Annotated in this window: 14 protein-coding genes; 7 read left to right on the top strand and 7 right to left on the bottom strand. The window is 50.7% G+C overall.

Annotation, left to right across the window (positions count from 1 at the left end):
• Positions 1–207 precede the first annotated feature (207 nt).
• The gene (locus NFHSH190041_RS02115; RefSeq protein ID WP_261923676.1) at positions 208–975 is read left to right on the top strand and encodes an outer membrane protein OmpK; all 768 of its coding nucleotides are present in this window, start codon (positions 208–210) and stop codon (positions 973–975) included.
• 25 nt (positions 976–1,000) lie between these two features.
• On the opposite strand, the gene NFHSH190041_RS02110 is transcribed toward NFHSH190041_RS02115, so the two are convergent.
• Genes NFHSH190041_RS02110 through lptM form a run of 6 tightly spaced genes read right to left on the bottom strand, consistent with a single transcriptional unit; the run spans position 1,001 to position 5,561 of the window.
• Positions 1,001–1,714, bottom strand: coding sequence for an HAD-IA family hydrolase (locus NFHSH190041_RS02110; RefSeq protein WP_261923675.1), 714 nt, complete (start codon positions 1,712–1,714; stop codon positions 1,001–1,003).
• Positions 1,711–2,616 (bottom strand): tyrosine recombinase XerC, encoded by a 906-nt coding sequence (xerC, locus tag NFHSH190041_RS02105; protein WP_261923674.1) that lies wholly within the window; start codon positions 2,614–2,616, stop codon positions 1,711–1,713. The genes NFHSH190041_RS02110 and xerC overlap by 4 nt, the downstream gene beginning before the upstream one ends.
• A gap of 30 nt (positions 2,617–2,646) precedes the next feature.
• Complete coding sequence (locus tag NFHSH190041_RS02100) at positions 2,647–3,285, bottom strand: DUF484 family protein (RefSeq protein WP_261923673.1); 639 nt, start codon at positions 3,283–3,285, stop codon at positions 2,647–2,649.
• Entirely contained in the window at positions 3,282–4,109 is an 828-nt protein-coding gene (gene dapF / locus NFHSH190041_RS02095; RefSeq protein WP_261923672.1) for a diaminopimelate epimerase, read from the bottom strand. The genes NFHSH190041_RS02100 and dapF overlap by 4 nt, the downstream gene beginning before the upstream one ends.
• Positions 4,110–4,169: 60 nt before the next feature.
• A complete protein-coding gene (lysA, locus tag NFHSH190041_RS02090) occupies positions 4,170–5,414 on the bottom strand; it encodes a diaminopimelate decarboxylase (RefSeq protein WP_261923671.1) in 1,245 nt (414 codons plus the stop codon).
• 6 nt (positions 5,415–5,420) lie between these two features.
• Entirely contained in the window at positions 5,421–5,561 is a 141-nt protein-coding gene (gene lptM, locus NFHSH190041_RS02085; protein WP_261923670.1) for an LPS translocon maturation chaperone LptM, read from the bottom strand.
• Positions 5,562–5,637: 76 nt separating this feature from the next.
• On the opposite strand from lptM, the gene cyaY reads away from it, so the two are divergent.
• Positions 5,638–5,970, top strand: coding sequence for an iron donor protein CyaY (gene cyaY, locus NFHSH190041_RS02080; protein ID WP_261923669.1), 333 nt, complete (start codon positions 5,638–5,640; stop codon positions 5,968–5,970).
• 49 nt (positions 5,971–6,019) lie between these two features.
• Here cyaY and NFHSH190041_RS02075 read toward each other — a convergent pair whose 3' ends face one another.
• Complete coding sequence (locus NFHSH190041_RS02075; protein ID WP_261923668.1) at positions 6,020–8,545, bottom strand: class I adenylate cyclase; 2,526 nt, start codon at positions 8,543–8,545, stop codon at positions 6,020–6,022.
• A gap of 191 nt (positions 8,546–8,736) precedes the next feature.
• On the opposite strand from NFHSH190041_RS02075, the gene hemC reads away from it, so the two are divergent.
• The 5 genes from hemC to NFHSH190041_RS02050 all read left to right on the top strand — a co-directional run bounded on the left by hemC (position 8,737) and on the right by NFHSH190041_RS02050 (position 22,486).
• On the top strand, positions 8,737–9,669 hold the full coding sequence (hemC, locus tag NFHSH190041_RS02070) for a hydroxymethylbilane synthase (protein WP_261923667.1): 933 nt from the start codon (positions 8,737–8,739) through the stop codon (positions 9,667–9,669).
• A 2-nt stretch (positions 9,670–9,671) separates the two neighbouring features.
• On the top strand, positions 9,672–10,409 hold the full coding sequence (locus NFHSH190041_RS02065) for a uroporphyrinogen-III synthase (RefSeq protein WP_261923666.1): 738 nt from the start codon (positions 9,672–9,674) through the stop codon (positions 10,407–10,409).
• A gap of 62 nt (positions 10,410–10,471) precedes the next feature.
• Positions 10,472–11,638 carry a uroporphyrinogen-III C-methyltransferase gene (locus tag NFHSH190041_RS02060; protein WP_261923665.1) on the top strand — a complete coding sequence of 389 codons (1,167 nt, stop codon included), beginning with the start codon at positions 10,472–10,474 and terminating at the stop codon, positions 11,636–11,638.
• A complete protein-coding gene (locus tag NFHSH190041_RS02055) occupies positions 11,635–12,804 on the top strand; it encodes a heme biosynthesis HemY N-terminal domain-containing protein (protein WP_261923664.1) in 1,170 nt (389 codons plus the stop codon). Before NFHSH190041_RS02060 ends, NFHSH190041_RS02055 begins: the two co-directional genes overlap by 4 nt.
• 418 nt (positions 12,805–13,222) lie before the next feature.
• Entirely contained in the window at positions 13,223–22,486 is a 9,264-nt protein-coding gene (locus tag NFHSH190041_RS02050; protein WP_261923663.1) for an Ig-like domain-containing protein, read from the top strand.
• Positions 22,487–22,505: the final 19 nt, after the last annotated feature.

Here is a 22,505-nt window from a genome sequence, read left to right as displayed (position 1 = left end):
TTTAACCACAGGCAATATCCCCGCATCTCCTGCCATAGCAATACCATTTGCACAAGATGTAAAAATAAAAAACAGATTGAAAACAATCGCTCAAAACATGAACCAGATCGCTTAATCTTGTTCACAAATCTTTATATTTAAGGGGCTTTTACAAGCTGATTGCTGACAGGATTGTCTGCAACAACAATAAAATATGAGGATATTGCGATGAACAAGAAAGCTGTGCTGTGCTCTGCTTTGCTGCTTGCTTCACCATCAGCCTTGAGTGATGAGCTGCTTCATTGGTGGGATTTCAGTGTCTCCGCGTTATATGGTCAAGACTATGAAGTCGATCCACACGATCAAACAACCATAACCTTCGAAACGGCCGGTGCCTGGAAATACGGTGACTGGTTTGCATTCCAAGATGTGACCTTCTTTAACGGCAACAATAATGGCATGGACGACACCACCTATGGTGAGATCACCACCCGTTTCTCCATGGGTAAGATCTTCGGTATGCCAAGTATGGGACCAATCAGCGATCTGTCTCTGGCGCTGTCCTTGGAAGAAGGTAAAGGTGATGTAGAATCTCTGCTGTATGGTATCGGCATGGATATCCAAATCCCTGGTTTCACTTATTTCCAGTTAAACACGTTCCGTCGTCAGTCACTGCATGACGAAGTCCATAAAGACGGTTGGCAAATATCCCCTGCCTTCCGTATTGATATCCCCATTGGTAACAGCAATATCGTTTTTGACGGTTATATTGACTGGGTAATTTCTTATGATGATGACGGCGCTAAAGAGAACCTGCACATTAACCCACAGCTGAAATATGACCTTGGTCAGGCCATTATGGGTAAGGATAAAGCCAACAAATTATTTGTCGGTGTCGAATACGATTACTGGGCTAATAAGTACGGCATTGCAGACAATGAATTCTTCGAAGTTAATCAAAACACCTTCTCATTCCTAGTGAAATACCACTTCTAACAGGCAAGGGAGATACGCAAAAAGATTACAGCCAATTAAGCATCTGCAGATTATCTATCTCAAGATGGGGTAATTGGCCCGAGCCTATGGGAGCAGGCTCGGCACCAATCCCTGGATTAAGCCAGATACTTTTGCAACCCGCCTGTCGGCTACCCTGCACATCAGAGCGCCAACTGTCACCAATATGGGCAATGTCTGCACATGGCAGTCTCAGACGCTGGGCTGACAGCAGAAACATATCCGTTGCCGGTTTCATTCGCACCCCATGCCCCGGATGCAATACCATCTGAAAATACGGCCCCAGCCCAATAGCATCCACATCCACATTCCCATTGGTGATGGCAATCAAACGGTATTTTTCCCCCAGATGTGCCAACAGCGCAACCACAGCATCAGCCACAGTAAAATCACTGCGATAATGGAGAAAACAGGCCATGGCATCGCTAACCCCTTGTCGTAACTGCGCACCTTGATAGCCCCAAGACGACAGCGCACGAACAAGTACCGCCTCCCGGCAGGCCGTGGTGTCATGGGCTAACTCAGGCTGTGCCCGCACCACTAACCGGCGACAGGCCAGCCAGTCATCATCCTGCCAACTTAAAGAGGCCTCAAACCGACTGGCTAAATGGCTTGCCAGTTCAGCTCGCGCTCGGCGGATAATCGGGCGGTTGTCATACAGGGTATCATCCAGATCAAATGACAGAACACTGAACCGGCCGGGGTTGAGGTAGCACTTCATTTTTGTCCTTTTTTCGCTCGGGGATGAGCCGAATCATACACACTGGCCAAATGTTGAAAATCCAGACTGGTATAGATTTGTGTGGTTGCCAGATCCGCGTGCCCAAGCAGCTCTTGCACCGCACGCAGATCACCACTGGACTCCAGCATATGGGTTGCAAAAGAATGCCGCAATTTGTGGGGATGCAGCCGTACATTAAGCCCCAACTGCCGTCCCCATTTATCCATTCTGGCCTGAATACTGCGATGGGACAATCTGGCGCCGGTTTTAGCGACAAACAGCGCATCATCCTGGTAAGGAAACAGCGCCCGGCATGTCAGCCAATGTTGTATTGCGTCCAGCGCTTTACGCCCCACAGGTACAATGCGCTCACGGCTGCCTTTGCCCATCACCCGCACTTGGCGCTCAGCAATATCCACATCTTTAATGTCCAAGGCCGCTAATTCCGCTAAACGCAGGCCAGAAGAATAAAACAGCTCCATCACGGCATTATCCCTGATCGCCAACGGCTCATCGCCAACCGGCGTCAACAGGGCATTAATGGCATCGGCATCGATATTTTTCGGTAATGGTTTGGGCTGTTTCGGCGCATGTAATTGCCGGGCAGGATTGGCCTTGATATCCCCTTCACGCAGCAGAAAATCAAAAAACTGCCGCAGGGCAGACAAAGACAAGGCTAAAGAGCGCGGCGATAAACCGCGCCGATGCAGCTTAGCCAAGCCCGCCTGCAGGGCGTCTTGGGGAGACTCGCATAAACACACTCCCGGCTGAAGCTGGGCAAAACGGTGTAACTCAAACAGATAATTCCGTACTGTCAGTGCTGACAGTTGCCGCTCTGACAACAGATGGCAGCGAAAACGCTCAAATGCCAACTGATCCTGCGCTGTTAATGCCGTCTCCATTCACCTGCTCCACCGACACTGAGGCGATATTCAAAAGCGCATCAGCATGTGATCCAATAATCCCCGAAGCTGATCCATCAACATACTGTCCATTTCTGAATGGAAGTGGGAGCCATCTTCACTGGCGATGGCAAAAATGACTCGTCCAGCCGATTCCGTCAGCTTGGTTAATGCCACTGAGCCAACATCGGCACCAAATAACCGACGAGATTCCGCTTGAGGCAAACGGCCAAAGTAATAACCGTATTTGAGCCGTTTACTCCATATCCCCGATAACTCGCTATCGAGATCATGCACGGTAATTAAACGCACATGGGTAAAGCCATACTGCGCCTGCAAACGGCTGGACAGCAGCTCCCGTAACTGACCAATATTGTCGCAATTAAGCAGATCCGCGGTAAGGTCACAGTTAAAACGGAAAATCGTTTCATTGTGACGGGCAATCCCCATCAGTTGGGTGATCTCTTCTTCTAACTGAGCGACCCGACTACGCAGCAATTCCTGCCGCCGTTCCACCAAGGAAATCGCCCCGCGCTGGGCATGGGGTAGACGCAAACTCAATAGCAAATCGGCATGCCGTTCAAAAAAATCCGGATTATCGAGCAGATACTCTTTCACTATCTGCTCATCCAACAGCTGCTCTGCCGTAATTACACCACCATCACTCATACCTGGATCTGTCCGTCATATACCTGTTGCGCCGGGCCCGTCATCCACAGGGGTTTGCCTTCGCCCTCCCAACTGATGCTCAGACGGCCACCGGGTAAATCCACATTCACCTGCCGGGCCAATTTACCCTGCAGGCGTCCTACTACCACCGCCGCGCAGGCACCACTGCCACATGCCATGGTCTCACCGGCTCCGCGTTCATACACTCTCAGCTTGATATGATCCTGACTGAGAATCTCCATAAAGCCGACATTCACGCCTTTGGGGAATCGTTCATGCCGAGTCAGTAACTCACCTACGCCATCAACGTCTGCGGCCGCCACATCATTGGATTCCAAGACACAATGGGGATTTCCCATAGAGACAGCACCACATAAAAATGCCTGCTGATTCGCCTGCAGTAGATAGGTTTTCTCTGCCCGCTTGGCCTTAAATGGGATTTGCGCTGGTTCCAGAATCGGTACCCCCATATTGACGGTGACATTACCATCCCGTTCAATTTTCAGGGTCATTTTCCCCGTGGCGGTACTAACGCGAATTTTATGCTTATTGGTCAGCCCCTTATAACGAACAAACCGGGCAAAACAGCGGGCGCCATTACCGCACTGCTCCACTTCACTGCCATCGGCATTGAAAATGCGGTAATGAAAGTCCAGATCGGGATCATAGGGTGGCTCAACCAACAAGAGCTGATCAAAGCCAATCCCCAGATGGCGGTCGGCCAAACGCCGGATTTGGTCAGCGGAGAAAAACACATTCTGCGTTACACCGTCGACCACCATAAAGTCGTTGCCCAGACCATGCATCTTAGTGAAATGGATCAAAAGAAAATTCCTTGGGCCATACGCGAGTTACGTTGGCTATGTTATTTATTATTAGTCAGTTTACGGCAGTAGATGCTCACCTTGCCAGAGCTGAGTCAAGTTTTCCCGCTCCCGGATCAAATAGTGCTGCGCGCCGTCAACCATCACCTCAGCCACCCGCGGACGACTGTTGTAATTTGACGCCATAGCAAAGCCGTAGGCTCCGGCACTGCGCACAGCCAATAAATCCCCAGCTTGGATATTCAGCGGCCGGTTTTTGCCGAGAAAATCCCCGGTTTCACACACAGGACCGACAACATCAAAGGCTTTACAATCCCCCTCACGCGGCTGCACCGGAATAATTTTCTGCCATGCGCTGTAAAGTGACGGACGGATCAAATCATTCATAGCACCATCAACGATGGCAAAATTCTTATCCTGATTTTCTTTTAGATACAGCACCTGAGTGATAAAGATGCCGGCATTTGCTGCAATTGCGCGGCCGGGTTCAAAAATCAATGTCAGATTACGGCCAGAAAATTTGGCCAGCAGGGCTTTAGCATAATCATCCGGATGGGGCGGCGTTTCCTCATCGTAGGTAACACCTAGGCCGCCACCGACGTCGAAATGTTCAATCTCAATGCCTTGGGCCGCTAATCGATCAATCAATGCCAACAGGCGGTCAACCGCATCAAGGAAGGGATGGATATCCGTTAACTGTGAGCCGATATGACAGTCCACCCCTTTAATATGCAAATGGGGCAAACTGTGGCCATGCAGAAATAAGGCTTCGGCTTCTGCCATGGCAATACCGAATTTATTTTCTTTTAGCCCGGTGGAAATATATGGGTGAGTGCCAGCATCCACATCCGGGTTAATGCGCAGCGATACAGGCGCCAAGCAACCTAGCTCTCCGGCTACCTCGTTAAGCACCTTAAGTTCAGCCGCGGATTCCACATTAAAGCAGCAAATGCCGGCCTGCAGCGCTTGGGCCATTTCTGACCGGGTTTTTCCCACCCCGGAGAACACCACTTTGCTGGCATCTCCGCCTGCCTGCAGTACCCGAGCCAGCTCACCACCGGAGACAATATCAAAGCCGCTGCCCAATCTGGCCAGTACATTGAGCACCGCAAGATTGGAATTGGCTTTAACCGCATAGCAAATCAGGTGCGGCACATCCGCCACGGCCCGATCAAATGCATGCCAGTGACGCTCCAGCGTCGCCCGGGAATAGAGATAACAAGGCGTACCATATGTTGCCGCAATCTCAGCGACATGGCATTCCTCAGCCCACAGTCCATCATCCTTATAGAGAAAGTGATCCAACTTAATTTATTCCTTTAGTTTTTGCTCTTCCTGCACCACTTTGCTGCCATGATTATCTTGCATGGCAGGGGCTTTATAGAGCGGGCCTTTCTGGCCACAGCCGACGGTTAAGACACTGGCCAGTATGACCAGTAAAAACAATCTCATTTTGAATATCTGTGCATCCGGTGAGTAATGGACTTATAATCGCATCCATCAGCAAGAATGCAAAGGACAGATACACATGGCAATGACAGATACCGAATTTCACCAGCTTGCCGATGACATGTTCCAGATTATTGAAAGTGCCATCGAAAGCGCCATTGATGAACAGGATGCCGATGTGGATATTGACGCCAGCGGCGGAGTATTGCAGCTGGAATTTGAAGATGGTTCCAAAATTGTGATCAATAAGCAGGAACCACTGCATCAGATTTGGGTGGCCACCAAATTCGGCGGTTACCATTTTGCCTATGAGTCCGGTCAATGGCTGGATAACCGTAGCGATGCCGGTGAGTTTATGCCATTTGTCCAGCAGTCCATTGCCCGTCAAAGCGGAATTAATATCAGCTTCTGATCCGATAATGCAGACCATAAAAAAGCAGCTTAATCGCTGCTTTTTGCATTTAAAACTCCCGACTCAGTTCTTCCGGCGCAACCCCAAATGGTGCCAGAGACAGCGCACCATCTACACGCCTGAGATGGAAAAATTGCGGCATGTTGAAACGGCCATTAACCGCATGATGTTCATCAAACACAAACTGATGGCTTACCTGACTGACCATGGCGTTAATATCAGAATCTTTCTGAATATAATGCTGCTGCAGATTATGTTCATCCAACACCAACACATCTAAGTCCGCCCCTTGCTGACGTAAAAAATATTGCGTCACGCCACAAGCGGCATAACGCTGTACCAGTTCCGGTAATCCAGCTAAAGGGTTATCCCCCAACTCAGGTCGAGGCAATTCGAGCAACTGCCCACGGGAAAATTGCTGATACAGGGATTTAGCATCACTGAGATCCTGCCAAGCCAGCCCTTGAGTGTTATAGAACAACCCGTAACGAATCGGCCCTATCTGCAAGGGTTGCAGCAGCGTCGTGGCACTTTGTTGATGCCGTGACAACCTGGCCGCCTGCTGCAGTAACGTCAGCACACTGCGACTAAGCTGACTGCCCAATTTGCGGGCATGGCTTATCACCTGCAATTGCACATCATCCCCTGCCCGCTTCAATCCGGGCGCCACAAAGGCCAATGCCTGCAGCACTGCGGTATCACCAGTGAAATGATGACAATGATATTCGCCCCAGTTATTCAGACACAACACATCGACACTGCCAAGCATATTGCGCCGCTGCCGCCCAAGAGCAAACACACTGGCATTCATATAATCGACCATGATCTCCTGCCCTTGCCAACGAGCAGTCGGGTCATCGTCCATATTCAGCAGCATAACGACTTGAGTGAAATGCCAGGGGTTACATAAATCCTGTTTCGATACCCGCGCGCAGGGGCCACCGGTTTGTTGCAGCAAGGCTTTTACTGTCTGCTGCAGGGTTTTATCTGCAGTTAATGACCCATCGCTTTGAGCTTGCCAATACCAACGGGTTTTGTCGGTAGCAATGCCATTAATACAGGCCCAACTCAGCACACTCGCCAATTGTCCGGCCTGATACAGAAGTTCCCCCCGGCTGTTATCATTAAGGCGATAAAGACTGTAACCATTGGCAGAATCAGCTTCAGCCCGACTGAGAACCAAATCAGCTTCCGCCACGCAGTGGCTCCACAACAGATTAAGCTTCAGTAATCGGCGGGCATCACTGTTAAAGCTCGTGTGCAATTTGCGGGTCAACATACCCAGCTCCGCAATACGCATATTGCTGGCCATTTCCCGGCTCGCCGCAAACAGTAAGAGCGTTTGGTAACTGGCCAACATTAACTCATTTAACTGACGGTTGAACCACAGCAATTGCCCGGCATGCCAGTGTTCACAATTGTCCAGCATTGCAATCAAGATGGCATCCCAGCCCCAGTTACTGACCAATGCCTGCAATTTGTGGTAACGCCAGTCTTTGGCCTGATCCGGCCGGGTTAACCGGATACCACATTTTAAATAAAAACAGCGCCGCGCAATCTCCAGCCGACGTTGATCACCAGCCTGCAGCAGATATCGCTCAATCACTTCGTACAGCACAAAATAGGGATCATTCCCCGCGGAGAAATCACCACCGGCAGTTCGCTGCCAGATCAGATCACTGATCAGCACAGTATTGGGGTAACTGCTGGCATAAGCTTCCAGCAGCAGTACTTTAAGCAGAGCCTTATGGGGTTTTTCTAACCCTTTATACAGTTGCCATAATGCCGCCCCGAGATATTCACTGGCGGGCACTTGGTGTACATCTCCCAAAGTCAGCAGACCTGAGTCCGGCTTAGCATCTGGCCACCAAGCCAGTTGTTTTCCACCAAGGCATATCTGACTACGGTAGAACTCCTCTAACAACAACCAACGCTGCGCCGAGCCACTGTGTTCATGCCCCAACACAATATCCGGGCCGAGCAGAGGTTGCTCAGCCATAAACTGCTGCGGATGCACCAGATAAAAATTCACTTCCAACTGATAACGGCCAAACCACAGGCTCAGCTTGTCAGCTTTGTCCCGTAACAGTGCCAACTCCGCCTGATTTAATTCACGCTCATGTACCAGCCAAACATCTATATCACTACGGATATTCTGGCCAAAGCTGCCGGTACTGCCCATGGTATAGATGCCTTCCAATGCTGGCGCTGACAGCGGCATCTGCGGCAACGTCAGCTGCAAACGGCTACAGGCATCCAATGCAGCCGGAGAGTCACAGTAATCAACAATGCCATGGGGAGTAAGGGGATCGTTATAACCGGGTAATTTAGGGTGATGATGGTGGAACAGCACAGGAATGAGCCGCACCAGATGGCGCTGCAGCGGTGTCAGTAACGCCAGAGCCCGGGCCAAACGCACACGGTTAAGCCGCTCGGCAATACGCGGAAATTGGACTGAATCAGATTGAAACACAGATGAAACCGGAAACGGGGCATCAGATTGCCCGACTGTATTGACTGTATTAACTAACGGCATTTCAGAGGTACCTGATAATGCAGACGCTTCTGCCCGCATATCATCTCCCCCTGTCTATGCTGGTTTTAAAAACGTGATCATGTTATCACTTTTCCGCTTTTACGCCAATAATTGCGACCGTCATCACACTTTATCACCGCGTACACTTCAAAGATTGCACAGCGATTTCTTACAGAAACAAACAGAAGTGTTAGCATGTCCGCAATTAAGATCTCAGATGGATTTAGAGCATGTCCCAAAACCTGATTCGTATCGCCACCCGCAAGAGCCCGCTGGCCATGTGGCAGGCTGAATTCGTGAAAGCCGAACTGGAACGTATTCACCCGGACCTGACCGTTGAACTGTTACCTATGAGCACCAAGGGTGACATTATTCTCGATACCCCGCTGGCTAAAGTCGGTGGTAAAGGGCTGTTTGTGAAAGAGCTGGAAACCGCCATGCTCGATGGCCTTGCCGATATCGCGGTGCACTCAATGAAAGATGTACCGGTGGAATTTCCTCAGGGGCTGGGACTGGAAGTGATCTGTGAGCGGGAAGATCCCCGTGATGCATTTGTTTCTAACCACTACACCTGTGTTGCCGAACTGCCACAGGGTGCGATTGTCGGTACCTCGAGTCTGCGCCGGCAATGCCAACTACGTGCGGCCCGTCCTGATCTGGTGATTAAGGATCTGCGCGGTAATGTTGGTACCCGTCTGGGTAAACTGGATGCCGGTGAATATGATGCAATTATTCTGGCGTCAGCCGGACTTATCCGCTTGGAGCTGCAAGAGCGTATTGCCAGCTTTATCAGTGAAGAAGAGTCTCTGCCCGCTAATGGCCAGGGCGCAGTTGGCATTGAATGCCGCACTGATGATGAGCGGGTAAAAGCTCTGTTAGCGCCTTTAGAACACAAGCAGACCCGTTACCGGGTATTGGCTGAGCGCGCAATGAACACCCATCTGGAAGGCGGCTGCCAAGTACCTATTGGTGCATTTGCCACTCTGGATGGTGATACCTTATATCTGCGCGGCTTGGTGGGCAATCCTGATGGTAGCGAAATCATCCGTGGTGAAATCACCGGCCCAGTGGCGCAATATCGTCAGTTAGGGATTGCCCTAGCCGATGAACTACTGGGTAAAGGTGCCAAGCAGATCCTAGCCGCGGTTTACCAAGACGCTTAAGCATGAAAGTGCTACTGACGCGCCCCGAGGGGCGCAATCAGCAGATGCAGCAAGCCTTGGCTGACGCTGGCATCCCTTGCATGATCACCCCGCTGATGGCCGTAGAAGCCAATCCAGCGGTGGCTCAGCTTAGCCCTGATCAAATTGTTCAGGCTGATATCATTATTTTTGTCAGCCGCAATGCCGTGCAATTTGCCAGTCAGGCACTGGCGAAACCGTGGCCAGCTCACATTCGCTATTTTGCCGTGGGGCAAGCAACCCTAGCCGCAATGGCAGACGTTGGCATTACAGGGCAAGTGGCCGCAGATGATAACCAACAGAGCGAAGGATTACTGCTGCTGCCAGCGTTACAACAACTGCAGGGAAAACAGGTCATCATCATTCGTGGGAATGGTGGGCGAGAGCTGTTAGCCCAAACACTGACTGAGCGCGGGGCCAACGTTCATTACTGGGAAGTCTACCGCCGCTGTTGCCCGCCCTTGGATGGACAACAGATAAGTCAGGCATGGCAGACATTTGGCATTGATACCATACTCCTGACGAGTCCTGAGATGCTGGATAACCTTATCGCACTGGTACCAAAAGAATTATTTCCATGGCTCAGTGCATGTCATATCATAGTTCCCAGTAATCGGGCCGAAGCGCAGGCCATTGCCAAAGGCATGACCCGGGTCACCAATGCCGGGGCTGCACACAGTAAAGCCATGCTGGCCACCCTGAAATCAGACCATTCCGCTTAGACACTGCTCATCCGGCGTGAATGCATAGGCGCCTGCGCCTGAATGTCATCAAGGACAGTTCCATGGATAACAACACGCCTAAGCCAGAAGCACCCGCCGTGCCGGCAAAGGGCTCATCAACCAAAAATGCCACATCCTCTTCCAGTGCGACCCCCGCTAAATCTGCGACGTCGGCGACAGTAAAAACCAAAGCACCGAGTCACAAAGCTGCGGGGCACCCACTGCTCACAACGCTGACACTGCTTGGACTGGCTGGCAGTATTGCTGCGTTAGGCGGCAGTTATTACCTCTATAATCAACAACAGTTGCAGCAGCAGGAAATCAACCGCCAACAACAATTGGCCCATGATGAACTGAGCCAGGCGCTTAGCCAACCAACCCAAGAGCTCAATGCGTTACAACAGCAACAGACCCACTTTAGCGACAGCTTAAAACAGCTTGAAGCACTACCGGCCCAACAGCAGGCATTAAGTGAACGGGTAGCCAGTCTGGCTGAGCGCACCCCGGACCATTGGTTAATTGCCGAAGCTGATTATCTGGTAAGAATGGCCGGGCGGAAACTCTGGCTGGAGCAAGATCCCGTGACGGCAGTTGGTTTATTAAAAGCTGCAGATGAACGGATTGCCGCGATGCAAGATCCTGCGTTATTGCCGGTACGCAAGGCTTTAGCCAAAGATATTGCCGCCGTTTCAGCCATTAAAGGGGTCGATATTCCCGGCACAGTATTTGCGCTGGATGCCATTATTAACCGTTTAGATAACTTACCGTTAAACCATGCCCAGCCACAGCAGGATAATGCAGCTGACAAGGAAAAACTGTCGGACTCCGTCAGTGACTGGCGCAGTAATCTAAGTAAAACGTGGCATGCCCTGACAGAAGATTTTATTGTGGTGCGCGACAACAGTGCTGGGCTGACACCCCTATTGTCACCCGAACAGAAATGGTACCTAGTGGAAAATATTCGCGGCAAGTTGTTGCAAGCGCAACTGGCACTATACCGCCATGATGAAATCAATTACCGCCACTCACTCGAAATGGCAAGGGACTGGATACAGCAATATTTCAATCTATCTGATGCCGGTGTCAGCGACACCATCAAAGCATTAAATGCTCTGATGACACTGAAGCTGGATGATATTGATGTCACCGCATTCCAGTCCGCTAAGCTGCTGAAGCAACTATTGAACCAAGATAACCTGCAACAGGGTAGTGCGGAGGCCAAGCAATGATCCGCTCCCTTGCCTACCTGCTTATTATTCTCGTCGGCCTGTGTCTTAGCCCTTATATCATCGGCAATACCGGGCGAGTATTTATTGAAATAGGCCACTACCAAATTACCACTAGCGTGGTGTTTTCCCTGTTGGCTATTTTGGTATTTTATGGCGCAGTGCAGATTGTGGAATGGCTATTAGTGGCATTACTGAACCTACTGCTGAGTAGTCGCCTATTGCCTGAACGCTGGAAGCGTCACTCCGCCAGAAAACAGACGCTAACAGGCGTACTGGCACTGGCAGAACAAGATTGGCCTGCGGCCGAAGTCGCAATGGCCAAAAGTGCCGCTAAAGCCCAATTGCCAGTGCTCAACCTCCTTGCTGCCGCTCGCGCGGCTCAGCATCAGGGGAAGTCCCAAACCCGAGATCAATATCTGGCTGAAGCCGAACTCCAACCGCAAGCTAAACAAGCTGTGATGATTGCCCGCTGCCGCTACTTACAGCAAGATGGCAACTGGCAACAGGCTGCAGAGCAATTAGCCCTGATGACGCCAGGTAACCAAAGCCCACAACCTGTTCTGCAACTGGCATTAACCCAATACCGCCAACAACAAAATTGGGCAGCGCTGGCTCAGTTACTGCCAGCAATAAAGAAAAAGCAACTGCTTAACGAGCAACAATATGATGCATTGAGCGTGCAAATCTTTACGGCACAATTATCCGCAGCGGCGGCAACCAATGCTCAACAACTGGAGAAATGTTGGCGAGACTTACCCCGGGCTTATCGCTCTCAACATGAGTTTATTGCCATTTATGCCCCAGCACTGGCGCGCTTTAACCAACAAGCTCAGGCCATTAAGCTGCTGCAAAAAGCGCTGCATAAACATGCCAGCATTGATCTGATCCGGGCGCTTTGCCAAATTCTTCAAAAAGAAGACAACCAAGCATTGCTTTATCTGCAGGAGCTGGAAGCTCAACGCAGTGATAATGGTGGATATCATCGTGCTATGGCTGAAATGTATCAAAGATTACGCGAATTCAAGCAGGCTAAATACCATTGGCAACGCGCTTGTGAATTAACCCCTAACGCTGATTGTTGGCTAGCACTGGGTGAACTGCAACAACAGCTGGGCGATGATCACGGCGCACTCAATAGCTTCCATCGCGCAGCGCAGATACGCTAAAAAACGTTGATAAATTCTTAATATATTTTGATTGTTAAACGGGGGATTACTCCCCCGTTATCATCTCTCCCTCTGAAGAATGATAACCCATCACATTGCCTTTGCCAGCCTGACACTATCGACCTACAAGTCAGCATTTTTGTTATGCCACATTCTACTTTTGCATACAGCTATCAACACAAACACAGTAAATTAAGAGCAATTAAACGAGAAAACTAAACCAACAAAGAGTTTTTCACTAAACTGGGACTCAGCCATCCAACAACACACTAAATAGCCTATACAGATCAGAATGTTAGCGAACGGCTCCAAATTGACGGCTATTGTTGCAATCTGTATTGTCTAACAGCTTAACCTGAATTTTGTTGTGGGTTAATTCAAAGAAATGGACTTTGAATAGCTGTTGGGAGCTATATAAATGGAAACTTATACAACACCTGAATCAGGCCTGTTGAAATATGCCAATGGGTCAATTTCAGTGGGTACCGCCCCTGAGTTAGCCCGAGTTACCCCCGGAGACAGGATCCCACAAGGCACCACACTGCATCTTGGTGAGGGAACTGAATTTATCCTGCAATTAGATAATGGCGACGAAATCTCTTCAACGCAGATAGCTAATCAGGCACCAAACCAATCAATCACAGCGCAACCAGCCGATCTCGATGAAATTGAGGCACTGCAACAACAAATTCTTGCTGGCGCAGATCCCACCCAAAGCTTACCGGAAACCGTTGCCGGTCAATCTGCTCGCCAAGGCAGTGGCGGATTTACCAATATTGACCGCAGTGGCGCAGAAACATTGGCAAATGCTGGCCACGACACTCAAGGGCTGTCACGTTCACAACTGAATATCGCTGAGCCAGAGCAAGATCCATCAGTCCTCAACAGTCAATTAACGCTAACCATTAACGCGCCAGATCAAAGCAGCGATACCACGCCGATTATCACCGGCAATACCAATGCCCCGCCGGGCAGCATCATTGTCTTAATCGTGACAGACGCCAATGGTGATGAACAAACCATTGAAATTATTGTCGGCCCCGGTGGCGACTTCAGTATTGAAGTGCCAACCCCTTTACCTGATGGTGGTTATACCGTTGGCGGTACGGTGACAGATCCTAACAATAACACCGGAAATGGTAATGATGATGGCAGTATTGATACTACGCCCCCCACTGCCACCATCGATTTAGACGCCATTACTATTGGTGACGACAACATCATCAATCTGGCCGAGAGCAATGGTACTGTCACCCTCAGCGGGACTGTCGGTGGTGATGTGCAGGCAGGTGACACGGTTACCTTAAATCTGGATGGCAATGTGATTGCCACTGCAACCGTCATTGTTCTCGCCGGAGGCCAACTTGGCTTTGTGGTCGATGTTGCCGCTGCAACATTGGTCGGTGCCAATCTCAATGCAATCATTGCATCCGTCACCATCACAGATGCCGCCGGTAATAGCACCTCTGCATCGGATACCGAAAGCTATGGTGTTGATGTATCGCCACCCATTGCCACCATCGATTTAGATGCCATTACTATTGGTGACGACAACATCGTCAATCTGGTCGAAAGCAATGACACGGTCACCCTCAGCGGTACCGTCGGTGGAGATGTGCAGGCAGGTGATACCGTCACGCTCACCTTAGACGGCAACGTCATTGCCACTGCCACCGTTACGCTATTACCAAACGGACAATTAGGCTTTGTGGTGGATATTGCCGCAGCCACGCTTGTTGGTGCAAATCTCAGCGAAATCATTGCATCTGTCACCGTCACGGATGCAGCAGGCAATAGCACCACAGCCAGTGACACTGAAGGCTATGGCGTGGATATCACTGCACCACCAACTCCGTCAGTCAGCTTTATCGGTGCCGGTGATGATGGCATCTACAACAGTGATGAAATCGGTCATGACAATATGGTCACAGCGCTCATTACGCTGGCACCCGGCACCACCCTGGGTGATGAACTGATTGTCACTGATGCTCTGGGCAATATTCTGTTTTCCGGCACGGTTACCCAAGCAATGTTGAATAATGGCTTAACCGTAAATGTGCCTGTGACTGGCTCACCGGATAGCCTGACAGTAACCGCGCAGATTACGGACAGTGCTGGCAACACCTCTGGGAAGGCAACCGACACTGCCGGTGTCGACAATGTTGCCCCCACTGCCACCATCGATTTAGATGCCATCACCATTGGTGACGACAACATTATTAATCTGGCAGAGAGCAATGGGATAGTCACCCTTAGCGGTACCGTCGGCGGTGATGTGCAGGCAGGAGATACCGTCACCTTAACCCTGGATGGTAACGTCATCGCCACGGCCACTGTGGTGGTGTTAGCCGGAGGCCAACTAGGCTTTGTGGTGAATGTTGGTGCCGCAACATTAGTCGGTGCGAACCTGAGTGAAATTATTGCATCTGTGACTGTCACAGATGCCGCCGGTAATAGCACCACGGCCAGTGATACCGAAGGCTATGGCGTGGATGTCACGCCACCCACTGCCACCATCGATTTAGACGCCATCACCATTGGTGACGACAACATCATCAATCTGGCCGAAAGCAATGGCACGGTCACCCTCAGTGGTACTGTCGGCGGTGATGTGCAGGCCGGCGATACCGTCACCCTAACCCTGGACGGCAATGTGATTGCCACGGCCACCGTCATTGTTCTCGCCGGTGGCCAGCTTGGCTTTGTGGTCGATGTTTCCGCTGCTACGCTCGTTAGTGCAAATATCAATGCAATCATTGCATCCGTCACCGTCATGGATGCGGCAGGTAATAGCACCACGGCATCGGATGCTGAAGGCTATGACGTCGATATCACTGCACCACCAACTCCGTCAGTCAGCTTTATCGGTGCCGGTGATGATGGCATCTACAACAGTGATGAAATCGGTAATGACAATATGGTCACCGCGGTCATTACGCTGGCACCCGGCACCACGCTGGGGGATGAGCTTATTGTCACTGATGCCCAGGGCAATATTCTGTTTTCCGGCACTGTTACCCAAGCCATGTTGAATCATGGCTTAACCGTCAATGTGCCTGTGACTGGCTCACCGGATAGTCTAACTGTGACCGCACAGGTTACGGACTGTGCTGGCAACACTTCTGGGGAGGCAACCGACACTGCCGGTGTCGACAATCTTGCCCCTACCGCCACCATCGATTTAGATGCCATCACCATTGGTGACGACAACATTATTAATCTGGCAGAGAGCAATGGGATAGTCACCCTTAGCGGTACCGTCGGCGGTGATGTGCAGGCAGGAGATACCGTCACCTTAACCCTGGATGGTAACGTCATCGCCACGGCCACTGTGGTGGTGTTAGCCGGAGGCCAACTAGGCTTTGTGGTGAATGTTGGTGCCGCAACATTAGTCGGTGCGAACCTGAGTGAAATTATTGCATCTGTGACTGTCACAGATGCCGCCGGTAATAGCACCACGGCCAGTGATACCGAAGGCTATGGCGTGGATGTCACGCCACCTACCGCCACCATCGATTTAGATGCCATCACCATTGGTGACGACAACATCATCAATCTGGCCGAAAGCAATGGCACGGTCACCCTCAGCGGTACCGTCGGCGGTGATGTGCAAGCAGGCGATACCGTCACACTCACCTTGGACGGCAATGTCATAGCTACTGCCACCGTCATCGTTCTCGCCGGTGGTCAGTTAGGCTTTGTGGTGGATGTTGGTGCCACGACTTTAGTCGGTGCCAACATCAATGCAATCATTGCATCTGTCACCGTCACAGATGCAGCCGGTAATAGCACCACGGCATCGGATGCTGAAGGCTATGGTGTGGATGTCACGCCCCCCACTGCCACCATCGATTTAGACGCCATCACCATTGGTGATGACAACATCATCAATCTGGCCGAAAGCAATGGCACGGTCACCCTCAGCGGTACCGTTGGCGGTGATGTGCAGGCAGGTGACACGGTTACCTTAACCCTAGATGGTAACGTCATTGCCACTGCAACCGTCATTATTCTCGCCGGTGGGCAACTAGGCTTTGTGGTGGATGTTGCTGCAGCCACGCTCGTTGGTGCAAATCTCAATGCAATCATTGCATCTGTCACTATCACGGATGCCGCAGGGAATAGCACCACGGCCTCGGATACTGAAGGGTATGGTGTCGATGTAACGCCACCCACTGCCACCATCGATTTAGACGCCATTACTATTGGTGACGATAACATCATTAATCTGGCAGAGAGCAATAGTACTGTCACCCTCAGTGGTACCGTCGGCGGTGATGTGCAGGCAGGCGATACGGTTACCTTAACCCTGGATGGTAACGTCATAGCTACTGCCACCGTCATCATTCTCGCCGGTGGCCAGCTTGGCTTTGTGGTGGATGTTGCCGCAGCTACGCTTGTTGGTGCCAACCTGAGTGAAATTATTGCGTCCGTGACCATCACAGATGCCGCAGGTAATAGCACCACGGCATCTGATACCGAGAGCTATGGAGTGGATGTCACGCCCCCCACTGCCACCATCGATTTAGATGCCATTACTATTGGTGACGACAACATCATCAATCTGGCGGAGAGCAATGGCACAGTCACTCTCAGCGGGACCGTCGGCGGTGATGTACAAGCAGGTGACACGGTTACCTTAACCCTAGATGGTAACGTCATCGCCACTGCAACTGTGGTGGTACTGGCCGGAGGCCAGCTTGGCTTTGTGGTCGATGTTTCCGCTGCAACATTAGTCGGTGCCAATCTCAATGCAATCATTGCGTCTGTCACCGTCACAGATGCCGCCGGTAATAGCACCACGGCATCGGATACTGAAGGCTATGGTGTCGATATCACGCCACCTACCGCCACCATCGATTTAGATGCTATTTCCATTGGTGATGACAACATCATTAATCTGGCGGAGAGCAATGGTACTGTCACCCTCAGCGGTACCGTCGGCGGTGATGTGCAGGCAGGTGATACGGTTACCTTAACCCTGGATGGCAATGCCATTGCCACTGTCACCGTCATTGTTCTCGCCGGTGGCCAACTTGGCTTTGCGGTGGATGTTGGTGCCGCAACATTAGTCAGTGCGAACCTGAGTGAAATTATTGCATCCGTCACCGTCACAGATGCCGCCGGTAATAGCGCCACGGCATCGGATACTGAAGGCTATGGTGTCGATGTGACACCACCAGCAAGCCCCATGGTCAACATTGTGGATGACCAATCACCGGATAACGGCATAGTTACAGCAACAGAACTGGGTAATGACCAACTGCAACTCCAGGTCAATATCGATCATGCAGACTTAGTGTTAGGCGGCCATGTAACTATCTCCGTCAACGGCACGAACACGACCCTGAGCTGGAATGGCAATGAATTAACTGCCAGTGATGGAAAGCCCTATAGCTATGATCCGGACACAGGTACCATCAGTTGGACAGGGTATGCCGCTGACGGTGACACTATCACCTTAACCGCCAGCCAAACTGATCAATACGGTAATACCTCATTACCGGCAACAGATACTGCACTTATTGACTTAGCGCCATCCGCCAGTGATGGACTTTTTGATGCTGAGCAGATATTCACCTTGGCGCAATTGGTCTCCGATACTGTTGATGATGGTAATCCGGACACGCCCACAGATGACTTACCTTTGGCAATAAAGCTGACATCTTTGCCATCCGGTGGCACCTTGTTCTATGAAAAAGATGGCCAGTGGCTAGCCGTCAGTAAAGATGACTTACAAAGAACCGATCTCTTTACCGAACAAACCCAATTTAAATTTACCCCAACACCCTACCATTTCACCGCTTCAGCAACGGATGCGGGGAGCCATTCAAGCAATCAAAATGGCATTACTATTTCAGCTGTCACCTATAGTGAAGTGCTGCAAGATGGTGGTATTGCCAATCTAACCGATGGGCAGTTGCAGTTTGATAATGCTGACAATGAAAAAGGTTTCGGTGTTAATGGCAAAGAAGTGAACGCCCAAGATCAGGAAGCACTGATCATTGAATTCGGTCATGGTGCAGTATCGGATGTGACTTTAGGCGTTGGCAGCATTTGGGGGCACTTTGATCAAGGCCAACAAAGCCATCATCAGAACGCCACAATACATGTTGCGCTGTATAAAGAAGGGCAACTGGTTACCACTGTCAGCTTTGCAGACCTTTACCATCAATTCAATAAAACCGGTGAGGGCCTGCTCAATATCAGTGGCATGGGTGAGTTCGATGAAATCCGTCTCTATGTTACCTCCGAAGCAAACTCCAACTTCGTCCTACAAAGCGTCACCGTTAACAGCGCCCCGACATTTGACTATGAAGCAGTGGATTCTCAAGGACAAACTGACGGCGGTAGCATCAGTTTTGATGGCGCGGTCGATAAACTGGTTCATATCACTGACCCAGACACGCTAACAGTTAAAGAAAGCAAACTATCGTCTGGTGATGTCATTAAAACCGGTAGTATCAGTATTGAGATCCCTGATGGCCTAGCCAGTGTCACTATCACCATTCATGGACAAATCATCACGCTAACGCTGGCAGAGCTATTAGCCAGTGGCGATAGTCCAGTCAGCATTGCTGGGGATTATGGCACCTTGAATATCACAGGGTTTGCTAATGGTGAAATCAGTTATAGCTATACCTTAACCCAAGGACAGGATCACTCAGACAGCAACCAGCTGACAGACAGCTTTGATGTGACAGTGACAGACATTGATGGCGACACTGACAGCACTGTCATTAACGTCATAGTGAAAGATAGCCGTCATCAGGCAAATGAAGATGTGGCACATCTCAATGTTGACAATCTTGGTTTAAACCTGAATCAAGTTAAAGCAACCTTTGGTAATGAAGATTCCTTATCAATCCTCGATGCAGTCAAATCTTGGGGAGGTGCCGATGAATCTAAATCAAGTTATACCTTTGATCCTGCCGATCAGGTGGCGCCTTCTGATATGACATCTGGGTCCCACCTCATTCTTGGCACGTTTACTCATACCAATAGCACTATTTCAGCAGATTACAGTATCAGTAGCGCAGAGCTCACTATCTCGGTCAACATCAATGGTGCAGATATTATGGTGACCATTCCCCTGACCCATGATGAAACCAGTAATAGCTCAGGAAGCGGTGCCGATAATGTCATTCTGACACCAACCTCCGTCACTTTTAGCTATCTAGGAGTGGATTACAACCTGAATGTATTAGGCTTTTTGCCAGCAGACAGCCAAGGGATTGGTACGCCGAGCACTAGTATTACGACTGAAGAGCAGCAAAGCGGCAGTCACCTGCTGATTGCAACAGTAACGCCGGTCGAACAACCGGATTACAGTCTACAGGGTAATGTGTTGCTTAATGATGTTGCCGGTGCTGACGGAGAACTGACCGAAGTGATTGGTGTCGCTGCTGGCGATCAAACCGCGGATCACGCCAGTGGTAATCTTGCCACTGTCATTGTCGGGCAGTTTGGTAATTTGATCCTACAGGCTGATGGCCAATACAGCTACCAACTCACAACTGCGCTGGCAGAATTACCAGATGATGCCATAGATGTCTTTACCTACACAGTTCAAGATAGCGATGGTAATTTATCCAGTGCCACACTGACCATAGATATTGGTACTAATGCTATCGCGCCACCAACCAATACCGCACCTGTCACCGGCGATGCAAATGCCAAACTGATCATGTCAGACGACAATACCGCACAAGGGCATGAGCAGGTCGTTGGCCAACTGGTCTTCAAAGCCGGAGCAAATGAAATCAATGCCTTTGCTTTTGGTGACCCGGGACAGATTCGGGTCACCGGATTAGATGGCGAAATTATCTGGTCCCATGGTGATAATGGTGAGCTAATCGGCAACATCAATGGCGAAACCGTGATTACCCTGACACTCAGCGGCGATAACATTGCACCGGGGCAAGCCGGTTCATTAACTGTCACCGCCACCTTAGCCAACAATCTGCCACATTTACAAGATCCGAATCTAATCGATATCAGCGGCATTGAAGTGGTTGCGACGGACACTCAAGGGCTGTCCACCAGCGGCAATATCAGTATCAGTATCCAAGACTCAGAGATCGGCGTATCTGCTACAGCATTAGATAGCCTCACCACAGGGATCAATGAAGGACACCTGAATATCACCGGTGGTGCCGACACGCATCTTACAGGCGATCTCACTGATAATATCGCTGGTTGGGATGACAACAACACCTTCGCTGACTCAGGTCTGCAGCACCTTGGTCAGACGGTCTATTACCAAGTCGATCCGGCCAACAAAGGCATCTTGTTGGCCTATACCAGTGATGCCCCTTCAGCTTATAGCGACAGCGATGGACAAACCTTACTGTTTACGCTGACGTTGGATCCGGCCAGTGGCAAATATGTCTTGGATATGAAGCAACCGCTACAGGCAATCGAGTCACTCACAGCGGATCTAACAAACCATCGAGGCGGTAATGCCGATCAAGTTCTGATTAGCGATGACGGTCAGGTCAGCTTTGCCGATGATGATGACAACAGCGATGACTGTGCTTTTTACATCACGGCAACGAGCAATGGCCAGCAATCCAGTGTTAATGCCAGTCAACATGGTTTCGGCGTTGGACGAGGGTTAAGTGTCGCCGACAGCGATGCGCTAGAACTGCATTTTGTTCACAAAACAGCCCATGTCACGCTGGATTTTGTCAATAAAAATGGCAGCCCTTTGGTAGGAGAAGTCAGCTATATCATGACTGTGCTGCATGCAGATGGCACAACCAGCGAGATTGCTGGCACTCTGCAGTCGGGTCAGCCCCTAACCGTTGATAATGGCGTTATCAGCCATATCCAATTGTTACCACTTGCCAATGAGTTCCTACTCAGTGGTGTGCAAGCGCAGCTTCTGAGCCAAGAACAGCAAGAGTTAATCTTCAACGCGACCATCCATGATGCGGACGGGGACAGCGCTACCACCCAAATCGACATTATCGGCGATGACAATGACGACGATGACGGCGACGATGACGACGATGACGACGATGACGACGATGACGACGACGGCGATGACGATGACGACGATGACGACGATGACGACGATGACGACGGCGACGACGACGACGGCGACGACGACGGCGACGACGACGGCGACGGCGACGGCGACGGCGACGGCGACGGCGACGACGACGACGATGACGACGGCGATGACAACGGCGATGACAACGGCGACGACGACGGCGACGGCGACGATGACGACGATGACGACGGCGATGACGACGGCGATGACGACGGCGACAATGACGACGATGACGACGGCGATGACGGCGATGACGACGACGATGACGACGACGATGATCGTCCTCTACCACCAGGGGATGGGCCGGAACTGTTCCATGCTGACCATACGGTTACCTCAGATCTGCTTAAGCAAGAATCTGCCAGCCTTGATGATTTGCTGCATCAAGCCCTTGGGCATGAAGAGCACCTATCACAGAGTCATCCAACCACATTAGCTGATGCTCACTATATCCAATTAGACGGGAATATGGCTGTCAGTGGCATAGCGGCAGATGCTGGCGTTAACCAGCTATTTAACAAAACTGCAGCGGAGGCTCTGCTGCATCATGATACCGAGCACTCTGTGCCGGAAACGCTAAAACAGGACGAGCAAGATATCCATACTATTTCATTGTTGCCCTGATAAGGCGGGATAAGAAAAG

Origin of the sequence: Shewanella sp. NFH-SH190041 (genome assembly GCF_024363255.1) — a bacterium.
Classification (GTDB): domain Bacteria; phylum Pseudomonadota; class Gammaproteobacteria; order Enterobacterales; family Shewanellaceae; genus Shewanella.
The sequence above is the reverse complement of the archived record's forward strand: the minus strand, read 5'-3'. Positions and strand labels throughout refer to the sequence as shown.

Coding starts and splice junctions, on each gene's coding strand:
- NFHSH190041_RS02055 (WP_261923664.1), top strand. CDS start 11,635: ATGATCCGCTCCCTTGCCTACCTGCTTATTATTCTCGTCGGCCTGTGT.
- NFHSH190041_RS02110 (WP_261923675.1), bottom strand. CDS start 1,714: ATGAAGTGCTACCTCAACCCCGGCCGGTTCAGTGTTCTGTCATTTGAT.
- cyaY (WP_261923669.1), top strand. CDS start 5,638: ATGGCAATGACAGATACCGAATTTCACCAGCTTGCCGATGACATGTTC.
- NFHSH190041_RS02065 (WP_261923666.1), top strand. CDS start 9,672: ATGAAAGTGCTACTGACGCGCCCCGAGGGGCGCAATCAGCAGATGCAG.
- NFHSH190041_RS02100 (WP_261923673.1), bottom strand. CDS start 3,285: ATGAGTGATGGTGGTGTAATTACGGCAGAGCAGCTGTTGGATGAGCAG.
- NFHSH190041_RS02075 (WP_261923668.1), bottom strand. CDS start 8,545: ATGCGGGCAGAAGCGTCTGCATTATCAGGTACCTCTGAAATGCCGTTA.
- lptM (WP_261923670.1), bottom strand. CDS start 5,561: ATGAGATTGTTTTTACTGGTCATACTGGCCAGTGTCTTAACCGTCGGC.
- xerC (WP_261923674.1), bottom strand. CDS start 2,616: ATGGAGACGGCATTAACAGCGCAGGATCAGTTGGCATTTGAGCGTTTT.
- NFHSH190041_RS02115 (WP_261923676.1), top strand. CDS start 208: ATGAACAAGAAAGCTGTGCTGTGCTCTGCTTTGCTGCTTGCTTCACCA.
- NFHSH190041_RS02060 (WP_261923665.1), top strand. CDS start 10,472: ATGGATAACAACACGCCTAAGCCAGAAGCACCCGCCGTGCCGGCAAAG.
- hemC (WP_261923667.1), top strand. CDS start 8,737: ATGTCCCAAAACCTGATTCGTATCGCCACCCGCAAGAGCCCGCTGGCC.
- NFHSH190041_RS02050 (WP_261923663.1), top strand. CDS start 13,223: ATGGAAACTTATACAACACCTGAATCAGGCCTGTTGAAATATGCCAAT.